Source organism: Vibrio sp. 10N.286.51.E5, assembly GCF_041469125.1.
GTDB classification, from domain to species: domain Bacteria; phylum Pseudomonadota; class Gammaproteobacteria; order Enterobacterales; family Vibrionaceae; genus Vibrio; species Vibrio crassostreae_C.
In genome coordinates, this window is the sequence record NZ_JBFRJZ010000057.1 from 1 (window position 1) to 19,315 (window position 19,315).

Below are 19,315 nucleotides of genomic sequence, written 5' to 3' on the forward strand. Positions count from 1 at the left end.
AAAGTATGCTCCCGCCCTGTGATGTTGTGGAGTATAGTCGTGGCCCGGCAGCCACTAGAGCTTATTATTTAACCCCAGGAGCTGCGAAACGTTTTATAGGCTCGGCCCAAGAGTGGATTCTTGCAGTTGATGATTATATGGGTCAATTTTGGCTGAATAAAGTTCCATGTCGAGGCATTATACCAGGGGTGGTAAAAAATGAGACGGACTTCGAATCAATAATTGGTGAGCTCAATCGGTCAAGTAAAAAAAATCGTTTATCTAGAGAGCTTTATTCATTATATTGCACATTAGCTAGGGTGTTTTATTTACGTTTTAGTGGAAGTGGTAAGTAAATGACAATATTTTTATGCGTTAGGTATTAATCTAGTCATTTCTAATAGAGGAGTACAATTTGAGTGTAGGGCTTTTAACTCTCTGAATTTACTCGTACCGGCCATTTTAGCGATTACGCTCTTCTGAAAAATCAAGCCTAGTAGAGTAGCTACTGAAGCTAAAACTGCTTACTTGCTATTCTGACGATGCTACTAATCGAGCATTAAGCCGATATCATCTGTACCACAACCGTCAAGCTGTTATTTACGTTGAGGCAGAGTTTAGTGTTCGTTACAGTGATAAACAAGCAGTACATCTATATCAACACGGTTTTCCCTATCAAAAGTCCCAAAGTGTTCCGCATGAGTTAAAGTTCAAGAACAGTTGGCTTTTTAATCAACGATTACAATAATGTGCCTGTGCTTTTATAGATGCCATTCAGCAGGCATCTATAAGCATAAGCTATGACGGGGTAGGAAAAGGGCTGGTATGATAGGTAGTCTTTAGGGGGATCAAGTAAACCGCCTCCTAGAAAGGCGAAGTTAAATCCAAATTCCAGTATGACTTCAGTTTAAATTGTGAATTTGGTGTTAGTGCTACAATGTGCTTATCAGCTAGCATTACTTTGTTTTCAACATCATGAAGAACGATTGGGAGTGTAACTACAGCTGACAGCACTTTCTATTGAAATTATTGCGCACCTTCGGCTACTTTGATCCAGTTATCTACAACAGATTCTTTGCTAAACCTTAGAATGTGGTGTTCTTCTATTTGTACGTCATGTCTTATAATGTAATCGATGTTCTTTGCTATGTTTTTTTGAATTAATGCTTCATCAACACCTATCATTGGGACAAGATATCGCTCAAGGTCATTAATTAGAATTTCGTTTGGACCACATGGGCAGTCAGTCGCAATTACAGGAGTTCCACAAATTAATGATTCTATCAATACTGTAGGTAGCCCCTCAGAATCTGAAGCGAGGATAAGCATCTCTGCATTTTTTATAAGTGGATATGGGTTGTCATGGAATCCCAAGAAATGAACACGATCACTAAGACCTAAAGATTTAGCTAATTCAATAAGTTCTGATTTCATCGGGCCTGTGCCGACTAAAACCAGATCAATTTCCTTATCTTCGGATTGGTACAAAGCATGTATTGTTCTATCAATACGCTTTCTCTTATCTAGTGACGAGAGTGAAATTATATACCTATTGTTAATGTCATAAGACGAATCTGGTTGGGAGTTAGCGCTTTTTCTTATGCTAGAGAAGTCAAAGGGATTATAAATAGCAAAACTATTCTCTTTAACACCTAATGAAAGCCCATTTACCTCATCGATTGTTGCTTGAGAAACACCTAGGCAACGGCGATTAGACAGGTAAGCTTTTAGTGGAAGTAGCCTTACTATACCTCGATCAAAGAAAACTTCATTTGGTGAGTTCCTCAACATCAATGTAAACTTACTTTTAGGATAATAAAAAAAGTGCTCAAAGAAAGTGTACATATTATGAGTAGTAATCAAGTCAACGCCTTGACTATTGATGTAATTGTTAACAGCGAAATAGTTAAATGGGAAGGCTAATAATTTAATAAAGTAGCGTTTGATATTTTGAACTTTCCTGAACCAAATTTTAAGTGCTGTTCTTTTCTTTATTTTTTTAGCCTTTCTTTTTTCTTTGTATTTAGAAATGGAGCTCTTTTGGATTGTGTCGGATAGCGGTGTTAGCTTCCCTTTTTTAAGTAAGAAGATTTCAACTCTAGGGTCTATGTCAAATGCAATTCTGTCCGCATCAATAAAAATAGAGACACGATGTCCACGGTCACATAAATATGACGAGAGATCTAGAATATTGCGACTACCTCCAGTAGCTGAAAGGTCTGGAGTATGGTGTAAAAAGTGCATTAGATTGGCCTTGTTGTATAAATGTTACAGTGGGGTGGTTTCTTTTAAAAAGTGGAAATTATCTATCGATAAACAATTTTTGTTTGCTTGTTGACCAAAATGAACCTTGAGAAATGCTATCTAGAAATAAAAGGTCACTTGTGCCTTGACCAAATTCCATAACAGGTTCAAAAGTTGTCATTTGTGCTTCTTTTATAGCCTCAAGAATACATGCCTTTGATTCAGTAACATTTATAATAGAACGTGCATCTGAACGATTGTCCTGACGAGAGCCTAGATTAATCGAAGGTTTCCCATAAAATGGTACCTCTCGAACTCCAGCACTAGAGTTACCTACCATTAATTTTGCGTTTTTTAACAGTGTTAGAAAGTACTCAAAACGTAAACTAGGGTAAACTTTGAAGTGGTCGTTGCCTTCGAGTCGAGCGAGTTCATTGATAATAACCTCTGAGCCATGGTCATTATTAGGGTAAATAACCACAAAGTTTTCTTTACTTTCTAATAAGGCATCGACAGCATTTGATATCTGTTGTGGTAGCTTCTCTACTTCAGTGGTCACTGGATGATACATGAAGACCGAGTATTCATCATAAGGGATGTTATATCGCTCTTTGGCTTCATCCAGTGTAGGCAAGTTCGGTGATGTCATGATATCTAGGTCTGGAGAGCCAATAACAAAGATATTTGATTCAGCCTCTCCTAGCTGAATTAGGCGAGATTTAGCTTTTTCATTGGAGACAAAGTGTAAGTGTGACATTTTTGAAACCGAATGACGAATCAGTTCATCAATTGTTCCCGAAACCTCACCGCCTTCAATATGAGCGACAAGGATATTGTTTAACGAGCCAACAATCGCCCCCGCCATAGCTTCGACTCTATCGCCATGAACCACAATCATATCGGGTTGAAGCTCTTTAACGTAGTCAGATAGCCCTTGAATTGTTTTCGACAGGACTATATCCATTGAGTCATGGCCATTTTGGTTGATGTATTTATACAGTGATTTAAATCCGGCTTTGCCTACTTCATTCGCAGTCATACCGTACTTAGCAATCATATGCATGCCAGTGATAAAAATGTGTGCATCGAACTCAGGGTGTTCTTCGACCTTTTTTATCAAGCTTTTTAACTTACCAAAATCAGCACGCGTGCCTGTCAAAAACAATATTTTTTTCATATAAATTAACCAATATGCGTTTTCTTTAATTGGACGTCAGCAGGTATCGTTTGTGTCGCCAATTTCCCGATCAAAGATTCGTAGTCCTCTGCTAAGAAGTCCCCAGTACCTGGGCGTTTTACCCACAGGTTATCTCTAGTTAGTGTTTCACCTTCTTTAATTTCAGCAATGGTAACGACACTTGCGTATGCGAAGTCGATAGTAACTTGTTCTTCTTTTGCAGCTTCTTTCTTACCACCACGCATTTGCGCCATACGTTTTGATTGTATAATTAATTCAGCACACTCTTGAGTGTCCATTGAGCAAACAATATCCGGTCCTGGACGATCTTTACTGTCAGTGAAGTGACGTTCAAGAACTGAGGCGCCTGTAGCAACTGCACCCAAGCATGCAAGATTATCTATACTGTGATCTGAAAGACCAACAACTGCATCAGGAAAAGCTTCTTGCAACTGTTCCATCGCACCGATACGAATTAAATGATCTGGTGTAGGATATAAATTGGTCGTGTGTAACAGGCAGAAAGGGATTTGATGCTTGCGGAAAATATTGACTGCTTTTTCAATCGAAGGGATATCATTCATACCTGTACTCAGAATGATAGGCTTACCGAAGCTTGCAATTAAGTCTAACAAGGGGTAGTTGTTGCACTCGCCTGATCCGATCTTATATGCTGGGACATTCATACGCTCAAGGCGAAGTGCTGCAGCGCGAGAGAATGGTGTACTGATAAAGATCGCGCCCTTTGACTCTACATAGTCTTTGAGTTTTGTTTCATCTTCTTCATTTAATGAACAGCGGTCCATGATTTCATAGATAGAAACATCGGCATTGCCAGGAATAACATTTTTGGCTTCACCACTCATTTCATCTTCTACTACGTGTGTCTGATGTTTGATAATCTCAGCGCCACCTTGGATAGCGGCATCAACCATTTCATATGCAACTTCAAGCGAACCCTCATGATTGATACCAATTTCGGCAATGACAAGTGGGTCATAATCCAGGCCAATTTTGCGTCCAGAAATTTCAAATATTGGGTTAGTCATTGTTTAATTCCTTTAATCTTTGTTCTACGACTCTAAGATCGTTTAGTGTATCTACGTCAGCCGAATCTACTTCGGACATAACGTATGGAAATACACCTTTTCGTGGGAAGTGTTTACAGCGTTTAAATTCTTCTACTGAAAACGCATAGATTGCACCATTCGGTTGAAAAGCTCTAGGCAAGTCTTGTCTACGTGTATATGGAGCTTCGTCATTGTACAGTCCCGCAATAGAGCCATCTTCTCGTTCTATATAAGATTTGATAGGCGTGTGTGATGGCTCAAAAACGCTAATCACAAATTGAGCATTTTTTATATTAAAAAGATCAATAGCCTCTTGTAAGTGCCTACTAGTTCTAAGCGGCGATGTTGGCTGAAGGAGTGTCATCTTTGAACATGGTATTTGATGGTCTTCTAACCAATTAATCGCGTGTGCAACAACATCAATACTGCTCGCCGTATCAGAAGCCAATTCATCTGGTCGTTGGATGATTTCTGCACCATATTCAACGCTGACAGCAGCTATTTCACTATCATCAGTAGAAACAAAGACTCGTCCAATATCAGTGCATTGTAACGCCGCTTGAATCGTCCAACCAATGAGCGGAGCCCCATTTACAGGTAAGACATTCTTCCGAGGTAAGCCTTTGGAGCCTCCTCGAGCGGTAATGAGTGCGATATGCTTAGTTTTCATAACAGACCGTTCTTAAATCGTGATGAAGATTGCTCATTTCAGTGCGTCACCTAAAGAGGTTTCTTTATCTATAATCATAACATTACATTTGATAAGTTGCTTATTTAGCTCTGCCAAGAATACGCTATCATGATGATGTACATTATTTGCCACAATAGGCATGTTCGGATAAAGCTTGCGACAAGTAAACATTGCGGTCGAGTAAGTTCCGACTAGCGCAGAAAGTTTTATTTGTTTATCAATCAGTTCGATCTCTAATGGATATTCACCTTGGTGATATTGAATGTTCGGATTCCGCATCAAGCGCTTTCTAACTTCTGTTTTCTCCGTTCGGTGGGGAAAGTAAATTATATCGGTAGACGTTTGTTCTACAAGTTGATTAATCGAGGACACATAGTCGTCGACTGATACTTGGTTCTTGTCTCCAATAGCACCTTGGCCAATAAAACCGATCGGAGCGTCATTGCGGTATAACTCGGGATCACCGTAGCGTTGCTTTAAAGTCGATAAATTATTCTGATGAAGCTTGAATTTGTTCTGCTTGAGTTCAAACATGGAGAAAATTTCGAGATCGTTTGATTGCTCCAATCTACCAATGGGTTTACAGCCATTAAAGCGGACTTTCAAGTCAACTAAAAGACGTGGTCGGTAATAAGGTTGGCCTGGTATAATATGATTACCATACTCGAGCAACGTCATCGTTCCATCATCAAAATAAACCTCCTTGTTGACTGGGAGGTTTTTTATCAACAGCTTAGTTCTCCAACCATTATATTCTGCATAAAAAAAATGCTCAATAGACACACCAGCTAAGTGTTTTTTGATTTGCTTAATAGCTTGTGGAACTTGCTTACTGCGGTTATCCCGACTAATTGTGACAACGTGTTGCCATTCCGAGCTATCAATGAGTCTTTTTTGTTGTTGAAGTCCATGCTCAGTTTTTTGATTTACCAAGAGAAGGATATTATTTTGGCAGTTAAAGTGATTTTTCGCCTCTAAAGCACAAATGTATTGCAGAGGAGAAGTGACGACAAATAAGTTCATTATTAATGCTCCAAGCTAGCAACGGCCTTTTCTAAAGCGCCGGAGCTTTGAGTAATGATTGCATATGCAGAAGTAATGGTATGATTGAGATCGGCGGAGTTCAACACTAGTGTAGCGCATATAGCATGGGCTATATCCTGTTGGGACTCTTTGATCAAGATACCGTTAACGTTCGCCAGCTCATCAACAATATCTTTAAAATTAAAATAACTCGGACCAGTAATTACAGGAACATTAAGAGCGACTGGTTCTAATACATTATGCCCACCGATCTTACCTCCTAGTAGACTACCTCCCATAAAGCACACATCTGCAGCGCCAATGAGCACCAACATCTCCCCCATAGTATCGCCAAGATAAACTTGAGTAGCAGAGTTGACTGGTTCAGTTTGGGTTCGGCGAGTTGTGGTAAAGCCGAAGTTAATACACAGTTGATAAACATTATCAAACCGCTCTGGGTGTCTTGGCACTATTATCAACAGTGCATCTGGTAGTGTTGATAATACTTGCTTATGGACAGCAAGCAGAATGTCATCTTCGCCTTTGTGGGTACTCGCAGCAATCCAAATAGGGCGCTTTGCGCCGAGTGTTGTTCGAAGTGCCTTACCTTGTTCACGAATAGAATCAGAAATCAGAATATCAAACTTAATCGATCCTGTGACCGTTAGTTTATTGTTATTTACGCCTAAACGCTCAAAACGAGCAGCGTCAGATTCAGTTTGGCAAAGTATTTTGGTTAGGCAGGGATGCAGCAAATTAAATAGCGGTTGAACCTTGGCATAGTTGTTACATGACTTTTCTGATAGACGAGCATTAACGACGGTAATTGGAATCTCTGCTTTATTAACCACGTTAAGCGTATTTGGCCAAAGCTCGGTTTCGATAATCAGCATCTGTGTTGGTTTTATCGCTTTTAGGAAACCTTTTACAGCAAAGCTAAAGTCGATAGGCATGTAACGGTGTTCAACAAGATCGCCGAGCTTTTTCATTTGCTCAGCCCCGGTGCTTGTAGTTGTGGTGACCAAAATGGGTTGGTTAGGGGCTTGTTTCTTTAGCTCTTTAATCAGAGGTACAGCGGCAATGCTTTCACCAACAGAGACCGCATGAATCCAGATGGGAGATACGTCACTGACTAACTTTGGAGTGAAACCAAAATGCTCTTTCCAGCGAGCACCAAACTTAGGCTTATTGGGTTTATTTTTATATAAGCCAAACAGCAAGATTGGTGCTGCTAGTGTTAGCACAGCTGTATAAAGGATGCGGACTAGCATGCGCTGACCGAAATGGCTTCCAGTTTTTGAATGCTACCGAGCACTTGCTTAGGAGATAGCTCAGTAAGGCATTTCAGGTGCTTGAATTCACACTCGCGCTTGAAACAAGGGCGGCAATCGATGTCAGTATGAACGATTTCGACTTTCTCAGCTAACGGCGGGGTGTATTTAGGTGATGTTGAACCATATACCGCAACGACATTACAACCGACTGCAGCAGCGACGTGCATTAAACCGGAATCGTTGGCAACCACGGTGTCGCACGCACCCAGTAAATCAACAGCTTCAATTAAGCTTGTTTGGCCAGCTAAAACATGAATACGGTGTTGCAGCTCTTTAGGTACTAATGCTCTGATGTTGTTACAAGTTTCCAAGTCTTTTTGAGAGCCAAATAGCCATATTTGTTTGCCCGCTTGGCTCATGTTGGTAGCAACCTCTGCGTAGTGCTCTTCCGGCCATTTTTTGGCTGGGCCGAACTCAGCACCTGGACATAAGCCAATAATTGAGCTGTCATTCTCTAGGTTAAACTTGGCAATGGTTGCTGTTTGTTCCGTTTCATTAATGAATAATTGAGGGCGAGGAAGAGTATCTAGGCCACCCAATGATGAAGAGTCAATCATCTCTTTTTCGGTGTAGGCTAGGGCAACATAGCGTTCAACCATGAATTGAAATGACTTCATATTTGGGCGCAGGTCGTTTAATAGGCCATAGCGCATCTCACCTTTCCAACCTGTGCGCAGTGGGATGTTGGCAAACCAAGGAATAAGGGCAGACTTAGCAGACTTCGGTAAAATATAGGCGTGGTCATATTGGTTTGCGCGCAAAGATTTACCTATCTCTCGACGACCCAATAAATTAAATGCGCCATGGCCAATAGGCATCTCGATTGCTTGGTGTATTTCTGGCATACGTTCAAGGATTGGTTTGCACCATCCAGGAGCAATCACATCTATTTGGCTTTCAGGGTGAAGCTTCTTCAATACAATATAGAGTGATTGAGACATAACCATGTCGCCAACCCATGAAGGACCAATAATTAGGATCTTTTTCATTACTTTATGCGCCAGTCTGTTTTGTATCTTGGTTTGAAGAGGTTGTAGTAATTATTGCCATCTTCTTGAGAGTGCAGAAGCTGAAGTATCCACATGTACTGTTCAGGCTTGTCTCCAACGAAATATTCGATCGCTTGATTACACGTTCTTGCGTCTTGCTCTTCGCCTTTATCGAGTTCAAAAGCCGGTAATATCTCGATATTAAAAGAGCCGTCTTCGGTATTCATTGATGCAAACAATGGCAGGACTTTTGCCCGAGATAGCTTCGCTATTTTCCCCAAGCCTGGCAGCGTCGCTTTTCTTGTCGCGAAAAAATCGACAAAAACACTATGTTCTGGGCCATGGTCTTGGTCTGGCAGGTAGTATCCGATATAGCCATCTCGAATTGATTTCAAAAATGGTTTTATTCCACCAGAACGTTCATATACACGGCCACCGTGTTGAACACGTTGTTTGTGCATAAGCCAATCAGTAACATCATTTTTTTGTTTCTTTGCCATGGCAGATACTGGCATATCCATAGACGCAAGAAGAATGGCTGGTACATCAATCGCCCAGGAGTGAGGTACCATCAATATGACATTATCATTAGCGTCAATGTGGCCTTGTAATATATCTAAGCCTTTAATCTGGCAGCGCTTCTTTAGCCAGGAAGCGGGTTTCAAACTCAATAAACCAAAGCGGATGAAAAATAGTGATGCAGTAAACAGTGTTTTTTCAATCAGGGCTTCACGCTCTTCGAATGTCTTCTCTGGGAAGCAGAGTTCAAAGTTAACACGGCTGCGGTGCGCAGGCCCAGTTTGAGATTTTGCGAGTTTAGCTGCAATGGTTTTAGCAAGCCATTTTTGAGCTTTGAGAGGTAATATTGCAAGAGGGAGGCCAGCAATAACCCCTAACCAAGTTCCCCAAAATTTAGGCGTTAGGAAGCTTCGGTTGAATGTTGGATTATAAGCTTTTGGATCAAAATCGTTTCTTTGGGTCATAATCACTACTACAGCAGTTCATTGTCTGAACCGCTGTTATTATTGAGTATCAAAGTTATATCGAGCATTAAGCATTAAAGTTACATTGAATATTGAACATTAATGCTTATTTGTTTTGAAGTGCCATATACTCCGCAACGCCTTGCGCTACAGTTTTAAATACCACATCACAGCCTGCTGCTCGAAGTTTCGTAAGATCAGCTTGAGTAAACTCTTGGTAAGCGCCTTTTAAATGCTCAGGGAAAGGAATCGTTTCGATTTCACCTTTACCGTGGTGCTTAATTACCGCTTTGGCAACTTCGTCAAAAGACTCAGCATTGCCGGTGCCTAAGTTAAAGATGCCAGAAACACCGTTCTCTAAGAACCACAGGTTTACTGCGGCAACATCACCGACATACACAAAATCACGTTGGAACGTTTCGCTACCTGCGAACAGCTTAGGGTTCTCACCGGCGTTCATTTGATTGTTTAGGTGGAAAGCAACAGAGGCCATGCTGCCTTTGTGATCTTCGCGTGGACCGTAAACATTGAAGTAACGGAAACCAGTAATTTGAGGTAACGTCTCATTATGCGCTACAGCATCTGCTGTTAAGCGACGAACATAGTTATCAAATTGTTGTTTTGAATAGCCGTAGACATTTAATGCACCTTCGTATTCTCTCTCCTCGATAAAAGTATCGGTTTCGCCATAAGTGGCAGCAGAAGAGGCATATAAGAAAGGGATTTCACGCTCAACACAGTAATGAAGTAGCTCTTTTGAGTACTCATAGTTGTTAAGCATCATGTATTTACCATCCCACTCAGTGGTCGCAGAGCAGGCACCTTCATGGAAAACAGCTTCAATAGGGCCGAAATCATCCCCAGCCATCACTTGAGTTAGGAAGTCGTCGCGATCCATGTAGTCAGTGATGTCTAGGTCTACAAGGTTCTTGAACTTTTTACCGTTCTTGAGGTTGTCGACAACTAGAATATCGTTGTGGCCTGCGTCATTGAGTGCTTTCACAATATTGCTGCCGATCATGCCAGCGCCACCCGTTACGATAATCATATTTTTCCTACTCTTTTGAATATAAAACTACCGTGAGTATAGCAAGGAATGACAAAGACGGGCTAGTGGAATAATTCCTTAAGCGGAGTATGATATGAGCAAATTAGTCTTAAGTCAGTGCGCAGTAAGCACTCGAAATTATAGGTATTATCATGAAAATTGCAGTTGCGGGTACCGGTTATGTAGGTTTATCCAATGCGATGTTGTTGGCACAAAACCATGAAGTGGTAGCGGTTGATATTGTTGAAGACAAAGTAGCTATGCTTAATAAAAAGCAATCTCCAATTGTAGATAATGAGATTGAGCACTTTCTATCAAATAAGGTGCTGAATTTCAGGGCGACAACAGATAAAGCGGCTTACAAAGATGCTGAGTTTGTCATCATTGCTACTCCAACTGATTATGATCCAAAAAATAATTATTTTGATACCAGCTCTGTGGAATCGGTCATTAAAGACGTCATGGATATCAATCCCAATGCCGTCATGGTGATCAAATCAACGGTGCCTGTTGGTTATACTGAGCGCGTTAAGCAAGAACTGAACTGTGTAAACGTTATGTTCTCACCTGAGTTTTTACGCGAAGGCAAAGCCCTGTACGATAACCTACACCCATCACGTATTATCGTTGGTGAGTGCTCTGAACGAGCGAAAGTGTTTGCGAATCTGCTGGTTGAAGGCGCAGAAAAAGAGAATATCGACGTACTGTTTACTCACTCTACAGAAGCGGAAGCAGTAAAGCTCTTTTCGAATACCTACCTAGCGATGCGTGTTTCTTATTTCAATGAGCTCGATTCTTACGCCGAAGCGCACGGTTTGGATTCTCGTCAGATCATCGAAGGTGTGGGCTTAGATCCTCGAATTGGCAACCATTACAACAACCCTTCATTTGGTTACGGTGGTTACTGCTTACCGAAAGACACCAAGCAGTTGTTGGCGAATTACCAAGATGTACCAAACAACATTGTGGGCGCTATTGTTGACGCTAACCGCACTCGTAAAGACTTTATTGCGGAGTCCATTATTAAGCGCTCGCCTAAAATTGTAGGTATTTATCGCTTGATCATGAAGGCCGGCTCGGACAACTTCCGTGCGTCGTCGATTCAAGGCATCATGAAGCGTTTGAAAGCTAAAGGTATAGAAGTGGTCGTGTTCGAACCTGTGTTGGAAGAAGAGCATTTCTTTAACTCGAAGGTTTATTCTGACCTAGAAGAGTTTAAAGCCGTATCAGATGTGATTGTATCCAACAGAATGGTCGATGAAATATCAGACGTTGCAGATAAGGTGTACACGCGAGACCTGTTTGGCAGTGATTGATCAAAGGTATTATTGATTGAAGGTGAATTTTAGCGTTTGCTAATTCGACCAGATGTTATCAGCTCGATCTATCCGCTTAGTGGCGATATACTGAACCACTAAACGGATAGGGATACTAATAACTAATGAAAACACGTGACAAGATTGTTTACGCTGCTCTAGAGCTTTTTAATGAGCACGGTGAGCGTAGTATTACGACCAATCATATTGCTGAGCATATCGAGATTAGCCCTGGTAACCTCTACTACCACTTCCGTAACAAACAAGAAGTTGTACGTGACATCTTTACGCTCTATTCAACAGAGTTGCTTGAAAGATTCACACCGATTCAAGGCCAGCAAGAAAGCCTGACGCTACTAAAGCGCTACTTAGATTCTATCTTCACGTTGATGTGGAAGTACCGATTCTTCTATGCGAACCTACCTGAAATATTGTCACGTGATGAGCAACTTCACCTTGATTACATGGCCGTGCAAGAAAGATTGCAAACCAACCTTGTCGATATCATGAGAGCCTTCGTTGAGTTGAACTTGCTCAAAGCAACGGATACGGAAATGAAGTCTATGGTCACTTCTCTTCACTTGATCGCATCAGGTTGGTTAGCTTATCAGTCTGCGATGTCTCCAAAAGCGCAAATTACTGAGCAAGTGGTACATCAAGGAATGTTGCAGATGATCGCGACCGTTAAACCAATTGCGACTGCTCAAGGTTTTGAGCAGCTGACATTGTTGGAAGATGGTGTAAGGGCGTTGAACAGCAAGTAAAAGTGAAGATGTGAGTAACCCAGATTCGAAGAGCGGTGGTTACTCATTAATACGATTACTGCACTCGCTTTTTAAAGCTCTTGCTTAACATGTTATTCGTATCGATTTCTTCATCATGCATTGTAAATAGCGACGTCATTCCCTACAGCGAGGTACGAGCGTTATAGGGAATCTTTCTTTACCCTCGAAGCTAACAATGCAAGAGCGAGATTCCAGATATTTCGTTCCTCAATTCTGGAATGACGAAGTTTTGCAAGTGACTAGTTCAAGGTCTCTCAACTATTTGGGGTTGCTCAAGACTATTAGTACCTATTCCTCGTATCTACTTTTATCTAACCAACCAACTCTTCGGGTTCTGAGCTTGGCTGTTTCTGCGAATCTCAAAGTACAACGATGGACGAGTTTGGCCGCCAGTATCACCAGCAAGTGCAATTGCTTCACCCGCTTTAACCTTGTCACCTTCTTTCTTTAAAAGTGCTTGGTTAAAGCCGTAGAGCGTCATATCACCTTTACCGTGGTCAAGTAGTACCACTAAACCATAGCCACGTAAGTACTCGGCAAATACCACAGTACCTGAGTAAACCGACTTTACCTGCTGCCCGTACTTGGCATTGATCACCATGCCTTTCCAGTTAACTTGACCCGTTTGACTAGAGCCATAGCTATGCAGAACTTTGTCTTTAATTGGCCAAGGTAGTTTACCTTTACGTTTGGCTAAGCCATCCATAGGGACAGCATTACGTCGTTCTCGAGCCGCTTTCTCCGCTTTTGCTATTTCAGCTTTGAGGCGGGTTTCATTTCGCTGAAGCTCTGCTAAGTAATTCTTGTCACCCGAGATGTTTTTCTTGATGCTACCAACCGTTTTCTTGCGTTGGGTTTGGGTTTTGGCTAACGTATCGCGCTTGGTGGTTTGTTGCTTTAACAGCGTTGCTATTTGTTCTTGCTCAAGTTGACGTTGCTTATGGCTCTCTTCTAATTCAAGTTGCGTCTCTTCAATCGTTTTGATTGTTGCAGATCGCGCTTTGGCAAGGTGTTGGTAGTAGTGACTAATACGATCTTCTTCAACACCTGTGTTGAGGATGTGAGAAGACGCTTTGGCTCGACTTGTCATGTAGTAAGTCTGAATCAGTTGCTCTAACTTATCGGTATGGACTTTTTTCTGAGCCGTAAGCGCTTTAATCTTGGTGTCTAAGTTAGCAATATTTGCATTAGCCGTATTGAGTTGCTTTTTACTGTCTAGAATCGATTTTTCAAGCGAAGCGATGGAAAGCTCTTGTTTCTTGAGGCTTGCTTGCAGGCTATCGAGCTTTTTCTGTTGTGAGGACAGGTTTTTTTGTTGGCGAGATATTTCACTCGATACGCCTTTCAGTTCCCCCTGAGAGGCGGCAAATGACGATGTAGACAAAATTGCAACACAAAGGCTGGCAGATATCAGAAGAGTCCGGCTAATGGCTCGAATTGGTTTCATCATTATCGTCATTTAGTTATATTCATCTGCTCTTAATTTTTCGAATTTCGCTGAATCGAATCCCGCACCTGCTTTTAAGCTCTTCGTATCTCGGTTGCTCGCATCCCGAATCTGCTCTTAAATCCCATCACCATGGATGAAGTTCTGAGAGCGGCCATTGAACCCTTGGTCCATATCTAAAGATGGCTTGTCTGTTTTAGGTTTTCCGACAATTTTTGCAGGAACCCCTGCGACTGTTGTATGAGGTGGTACGGCTTGCAGAACCACAGAGCAAGAACCAATCTTCGCGCCTTCACCCACTTCAATGTTGCCGAGTATTTTAGCACCGGCACCAATCATTACGCCTTCGCGGATTTTAGGGTGACGATCGCCGCCTTCTTTACCGGTACCACCTAAGGTCACGTCTTGAAGAATCGATACATCATTTTCAACGACGGCTGTTTCACCAATCACAATGCCAGTCGCATGGTCGAGCATGATAGCTTTACCGATACGAGCTGCTGGGTGAATATCAACCTGGCAAGCGACAGAGATTTGGTTTTGTAGGTAAGTGGCAAGTGCAATACGACCTTGTTTCCACAGCCAGTTAGCAACTCGGTAACCTTGCAGAGCGTGGTAGCCTTTTAGATAAAGCAGAGGCATCGAGTACATCTCTACCGCCGGATCTCGAGTCACTGTTGCACAAATATCACAAGCAGCAGCATCAATAATCGATTGGTCCTGCTTGAATGCTTGTTCAACCACTTCACGCACTGCCATTGCTGGCATTGAAGCTGTTTTTAGCTTGTTTGCTAGGATGTAGCTAAGGGCTGCGCCTAAACTTTCATGGTTGATGATCGTGGCATGATAAAAACTCGCAAGCATAGGTTCTTGCTCCGACTGCTGTCGAGCTTCCTTCACAATGCATTGCCAAACTTTTTGTTGTTCACAGTGTTTCATTTTACCATCCATTCATTTAAACCAGATACGCGTAGCGAGATAAGAGATTCGAAGAGCTATAAGAGCAGATGCGAGTAACCGAGATTCGAGATACGAAGAACGAGGTGTAAAGAACAGATTAGAGAGATACGGATAACGAAAAGCAGCCTTCTTTAAGCGCTCAATCTGCTTTTACTATTTTCGCATCTCGATTACCCGTATCTCGTATCTGCTTTTATTATCTTCGCATTTCGCTTACTCGAATCCTGTATCTGCTCTTACTATCTTTCTGACTTCTTGTCTCGTGCAAGTAGATCTTGTGCTGCTAAGTGTGCATCTTTCCCTTGATACAACACTTGATAAATTTGTTCAACAATTGGCATCTCAACGCCCATGCGCTCTGATAATAACCAAACTTCTTTGGTGTTGCGATAACCTTCAACGACTTGGCCAATTTCTTCTTGTGCAGTATCTACATCTTTGCCTGCGCCAAGCGCCAAACCAAAGCGGCGGTTGCGTGATTGGTTATCAGTACAGGTTAGTACTAGGTCGCCCAATCCAGCCATACCCATGAAGGTTTCTGGTTGCGCACCAAGAGCGGCACCTAATCGGCTCATCTCAGCTAAGCCGCGAGTGATAAGTGCGGTACGTGCATTGGCACCAAAGCCAATACCATCCGACATGCCTGCGCCAATTGCGATAACATTCTTCACTGCGCCGCCAAGTTGCATACCAATGAAATCTGAGTTTGCATACACGCGGAATGTTTTGCCGCAGTGGATTTTTTCTTGGAGCTCTTCTAGGAAAACTTCATCAGGTGAAGCGACAGAGATAGCTGTTGGCATGCCCATCGCTAACTCTTTGGCGAAGGTCGGTCCTGATAGAACCGCTAACGAGTAACCATCACCCAGCACATCGTGCGCGACATCTTTAAGCAGGCGGCCTGTTTCTGGCTCTAAGCCTTTGGTCGCCCAACAGATGCGAGAGTCTGAGGCTAAGTAAGGTTTAACGCTGTTAAGCACAACGCCGAATACGTGGCTTGGGACGACAAGCAAAAGGTCTCGGCTTGAAGTCACGGCTTTTTCTAAGTCAGATTCAATGATCAGACTTTCTGGGAATTCTATATTTGGTAGAAACTCATTGTTCGCACGCTCTGATTCAAGGCGATTCATATGAACAGGGTCATGTCCCCAAAGAACAACATTGGCACCGTTACGCGCTAGAGATATCGCTAAAGATGTCCCATAAGAACCTGCGCCAATCACTGTCATCGCAATGTCTTTACCGTAAGCGCTGTCTTGACCGCAAGCGGCTGTCGCGCGAGTTGTTTCTGTCATGCTTCCACCTAAAAATAATGAGGGAAATCGAAGAGTTCTTGAGATGTTTTCTAAATTAAGAAGAAAAAGCTCTCTATCAAAATACAGTGTAAATAAAAAATGCACATCGCAGAAGCTGCGATGTGCATTTAAAAGCTAAGCTTCTTATAACATAAGCTATTTAAGCGTTCGTTAGAGTTAAGTTCTACTGTGAGACTTAAGCCTGTTCGCCTTCAGCTTGCTGAGCTTGGTTCTGTAGGTAGTTCATGAACAAAGCATCGAAGTTTACAGGTGCTAGGTTCAGTTGTGGGAACGTACCTTTAACCACTAGGCTAGAAATCGTTTCACGAGCGTATGGGAACAGGATGTTCGGGCAGAATGCGCCTAGGCAATGAGCCAGTTGACCAGCTTCCATTTCGCTTGCAGAGAAGATACCGCCTTGTTGAACTTCACAAAGGAATGCAGTGTCTTCTGCGTTCTTAACTGTAACAGTTAGACGTAGGATTACTTCGTAAACGCCTTCGCCAAGTTCACGGCTTTGAGTGTCTAGGTCCAGTTTTACATCTGGGTTCCACTCTTTCTGAAACATGTCTGGAGAGTTTGGCGCTTCGAAAGATACGTCTTTTAGGAAGATACGTTGGATTGCGAAGTTCTGTTGTGCGTCTTGTTGTGCTGCTTCAGCCATTTTCTTGTCCTTAAAAATTTAAATTAGGTTTTGTTCGTCATATCAGCCGAACAAAACCTTAAAGTCATATTCGTGTAATCAGGTCAGTTTACTTTTTGCCTTGAACTACTTCTTACCTTTAACCAAAGGTAAGTTAGCTTCGCTCCAAGCCACTAAGCCACTTTTCAGTACGCTTACGTTTTCGAAACCTGCTTTAACCATTAGGTTAGCGCTTTCTTGAGCAGTTTGACCTGTCTTGCATACTACGATGATTGGGTCTGCTTTGTGGCTTTCAAGGCTACCAAAGCTATTTGCTTTGATATCTGACGGCAAAATGTGAACTGCGTCCGTAATGTGGCCCTTTTTGAACTCATCTTTAGTACGAATATCAACCACAACACCGTTTTCACGGTTAATCATGTGTGTGGTTTGCGCTGCCGTGATCTCTTTGTACGCTGCATTTGATGTTTTGATTACGTTCGCAATGATGGCAACAACCAAGCCGATCCATACGATGGCTAAAATCATATTCTCTTGAACAAATGGAACTAACTCTTGCATGTCTTGAACTCTTATTCGTTATTGGGCGAAAAACTATAGGCGAGGAGTATAGCGAGAAAGGATAGGAGAATACAGAGGGAGGCGTTGTGGAACTCAGCGTTATCTCTCTTTCTTAGCACTTCGCATCTCGTTCACCCAAACCCAATCCCTAATAGTATCTTTCACATGCCGTCATTTCGTTGTTCCAAAACTGAGGAGCGAAGCATCTTGTCATATTATTCTCAGCCTAACGTAGCTATTTATCTCTTGCTTAACTATCACTTGCCGCCCCTCCATCTGCTCTGAGTCTTTTCAAATGCGAGTCAGTTTGCGACAACGGCTTACCAAGTTCGACCTCCTCATTGCGAATAATAACAAAGTGATCCCCCATATGGCTCCAACCTTTCCTTTTATGCCACGTGTTAATCTCAGCTACATCAATATCTTGCTTCGGCGGTGTAGTGTTGCAATGAGTATTACGGGCAACGAAGTAAGCGATGTAAAACCTAAGCCAATCAAAACTGAAAAGGCGTTGTTGCCTAAATCAATTGAACCTTTTTCGAGTCCTGCTATCTGATCCTTTATGATGGTTAGAGCGGTGACAACATGGGTAAGGCGAAAAAGAAGATAACTAACTGGGCGGAGTACAATAAGGCTTTGTGCAAACGGGGCTCGGTTACGTTCTGGATAGATGATACAGCCGTAGATGCATGGCGATGCAAAACCCATCATGGTAAGCGTGGTAGAGGCTTTCAGTACTCTGATACAGCGATTGAAACTGCCTTGATGATTAAAGGAGTATTCTCATTACTATTACGTGCTCTTCAAGGCTTTATTGATTCTATCTTTGAGCTATTGGATGTTCCACTGACGTCCCCTGACTACACCTGTATCAGCAAACGCTCGAAGACAGTTCAGGTCAAATATCGCAATAAATCCAAAGGAGCTATTCGCCATATAGCCATTGACTCGACTGGTCTCAAAGTTTTTGGCGAGGGTGAATGGAAAGTGAAAAAGCACGGCGCCGAAAAACGCAGAACTTGGCGTAAACTGCACTTAGCTGTTGATGTAGAAACTCATGAGGCCATTAGTGCAGAAGTCAGTCTTGTAAGTGTTGGCGATAACGAAGTGCTGCCAACATTACTCAACCCTTTACGTAGAAAGATCCATACAGTATCTGCTGATGGAGCATATGACACAAAAAGTTGCCATGAGACTCTGAAAAATAAGGGCTGTACTCCGTTGATACCACCTCGAAAGAATGCGGCTCTTTGGGAAGATCGGCATCCCAGAAATGAAGCTGTAGAGGCTCTTAAAAACGGAACAATAACGGAGTGGAAATCTGAGTCTGGTTACCACTATCGCTCAATATCTGAGACCGCAATGTCTCGATATAAAGGACTAACCAGCGGTAAATTGAGCTTGAGATGTTACAACGCTCAAGTGGGAGAAATCATGGCGAATGTCAAAGCTATAAACAAAGTCATAGGACTAGGTATGCCTGTTAGAAGCTAACGATTAGTCAAATATGGCGTCGTTGAACCTCAAGCTGATTTGATCATATATGGACACTTCCTATTGGCAAGTAGTAAATCTGAAAGTTTTAGGTAAAAGATTGCAGACATATATCCAGGGCGGGATCGCACTTTGTTAACAAATATGATCTAATAGCGTCAAACCCTTAGCTAGACAGCCATTTTGAACTTAATTGAGCACCTATCCGTCATCGAAGATACTCGTTCTGACATTAACCAAAAACATGACCTTATTGACGTTATGTTCCTCGTTATT

Annotated in this window: 17 protein-coding genes and 2 pseudogenes; 4 read left to right on the top strand and 15 right to left on the bottom strand. The window is 42.2% G+C overall.

Annotated elements, in window-relative coordinates; genetic code table 11:
- Positions 1-335, top strand: a pseudogene (locus AB4161_RS19075) (hypothetical protein); the annotation flags it as partial.
- Between the two features lie 670 nt (positions 336-1,005).
- Here AB4161_RS19075 and AB4161_RS19080 read toward each other — a convergent pair.
- From AB4161_RS19080 to rfaD, 9 genes are all read right to left on the bottom strand, one after another.
- A complete protein-coding gene (locus AB4161_RS19080) occupies positions 1,006-2,223 on the bottom strand; it encodes a glycosyltransferase (protein WP_372083922.1) in 1,218 nt (405 codons plus the stop codon).
- Between the two features lie 58 nt (positions 2,224-2,281).
- Positions 2,282-3,400, bottom strand: coding sequence for a UDP-N-acetylglucosamine 2-epimerase (gene neuC, locus AB4161_RS19085; protein WP_372083924.1), 1,119 nt, complete (start codon positions 3,398-3,400; stop codon positions 2,282-2,284).
- Between the two features lie 5 nt (positions 3,401-3,405).
- Complete coding sequence (locus AB4161_RS19090; RefSeq protein WP_372083927.1) at positions 3,406-4,449, bottom strand: N-acetylneuraminate synthase family protein; 1,044 nt, start codon at positions 4,447-4,449, stop codon at positions 3,406-3,408.
- Positions 4,442-5,140, bottom strand: a complete 699-nt coding sequence (locus AB4161_RS19095; protein WP_372083930.1) for a cytidylyltransferase domain-containing protein — start codon at positions 5,138-5,140, stop codon at positions 4,442-4,444. Before AB4161_RS19095 ends, AB4161_RS19090 begins: the two co-directional genes overlap by 8 nt.
- Positions 5,141-5,173: 33 nt before the next feature.
- Positions 5,174-6,184: a glycosyltransferase 52 family protein gene (locus AB4161_RS19100; protein WP_372083933.1), complete on the bottom strand. Its 1,011-nt coding sequence runs from the start codon at positions 6,182-6,184 to the stop codon at positions 5,174-5,176.
- Between the two features lie 2 nt (positions 6,185-6,186).
- Positions 6,187-7,455: a lipid IV(A) 3-deoxy-D-manno-octulosonic acid transferase gene (gene waaA, locus AB4161_RS19105; protein WP_372083935.1), complete on the bottom strand. Its 1,269-nt coding sequence runs from the start codon at positions 7,453-7,455 to the stop codon at positions 6,187-6,189.
- A complete protein-coding gene (gene waaF, locus AB4161_RS19110) occupies positions 7,449-8,507 on the bottom strand; it encodes a lipopolysaccharide heptosyltransferase II (RefSeq protein WP_248638636.1) in 1,059 nt (352 codons plus the stop codon). Before waaF ends, waaA begins: the two co-directional genes overlap by 7 nt.
- Positions 8,507-9,493: a lauroyl-Kdo(2)-lipid IV(A) myristoyltransferase gene (gene lpxM, locus AB4161_RS19115; RefSeq protein ID WP_372083946.1), complete on the bottom strand. Its 987-nt coding sequence runs from the start codon at positions 9,491-9,493 to the stop codon at positions 8,507-8,509. The genes waaF and lpxM overlap by 1 nt, the downstream gene beginning before the upstream one ends.
- Positions 9,494-9,596: 103 nt before the next feature.
- A complete protein-coding gene (gene rfaD, locus AB4161_RS19120) occupies positions 9,597-10,538 on the bottom strand; it encodes an ADP-glyceromanno-heptose 6-epimerase (protein ID WP_372055278.1) in 942 nt (313 codons plus the stop codon).
- Between the two features lie 152 nt (positions 10,539-10,690).
- On the opposite strand from rfaD, the gene AB4161_RS19125 reads away from it, so the two are divergent.
- Positions 10,691-11,854, top strand: coding sequence for a nucleotide sugar dehydrogenase (locus AB4161_RS19125; RefSeq protein WP_372055276.1), 1,164 nt, complete (start codon positions 10,691-10,693; stop codon positions 11,852-11,854).
- A gap of 125 nt (positions 11,855-11,979) precedes the next feature.
- On the top strand, positions 11,980-12,618 hold the full coding sequence (locus AB4161_RS19130) for a TetR/AcrR family transcriptional regulator (RefSeq protein WP_372083937.1): 639 nt from the start codon (positions 11,980-11,982) through the stop codon (positions 12,616-12,618).
- Positions 12,619-12,946: 328 nt separating this feature from the next.
- Here AB4161_RS19130 and AB4161_RS19135 read toward each other — a convergent pair whose 3' ends face one another.
- From AB4161_RS19135 to AB4161_RS19160, 6 genes and pseudogenes are all read right to left on the bottom strand, one after another.
- The gene (locus AB4161_RS19135; protein ID WP_372083939.1) at positions 12,947-14,098 is read right to left on the bottom strand and encodes a murein hydrolase activator EnvC; all 1,152 of its coding nucleotides are present in this window, start codon (positions 14,096-14,098) and stop codon (positions 12,947-12,949) included.
- A gap of 105 nt (positions 14,099-14,203) precedes the next feature.
- Positions 14,204-15,025, bottom strand: a complete 822-nt coding sequence (gene cysE / locus AB4161_RS19140; protein ID WP_048612489.1) for a serine O-acetyltransferase — start codon at positions 15,023-15,025, stop codon at positions 14,204-14,206.
- Between the two features lie 260 nt (positions 15,026-15,285).
- A complete protein-coding gene (gene gpsA / locus AB4161_RS19145) occupies positions 15,286-16,341 on the bottom strand; it encodes an NAD(P)H-dependent glycerol-3-phosphate dehydrogenase (RefSeq protein WP_372083941.1) in 1,056 nt (351 codons plus the stop codon).
- 196 nt (positions 16,342-16,537) lie between these two features.
- Positions 16,538-17,005: a protein-export chaperone SecB gene (secB, locus tag AB4161_RS19150; protein ID WP_009847959.1), complete on the bottom strand. Its 468-nt coding sequence runs from the start codon at positions 17,003-17,005 to the stop codon at positions 16,538-16,540.
- A gap of 105 nt (positions 17,006-17,110) precedes the next feature.
- Positions 17,111-17,545: a rhodanese-like domain-containing protein gene (locus AB4161_RS19155; RefSeq protein ID WP_017061445.1), complete on the bottom strand. Its 435-nt coding sequence runs from the start codon at positions 17,543-17,545 to the stop codon at positions 17,111-17,113.
- 289 nt (positions 17,546-17,834) lie between these two features.
- Positions 17,835-17,996: pseudogene (locus tag AB4161_RS19160) on the bottom strand (N-acetylmuramoyl-L-alanine amidase); the annotation flags it as partial.
- Positions 17,997-18,130: 134 nt separating this feature from the next.
- Here AB4161_RS19160 and AB4161_RS19165 point away from each other — a divergent pair.
- Positions 18,131-19,039 (top strand): IS5 family transposase, encoded by a 909-nt coding sequence (locus AB4161_RS19165; RefSeq protein WP_372083944.1) that lies wholly within the window; start codon positions 18,131-18,133, stop codon positions 19,037-19,039.
- Positions 19,040-19,315 lie beyond the last annotated feature (276 nt).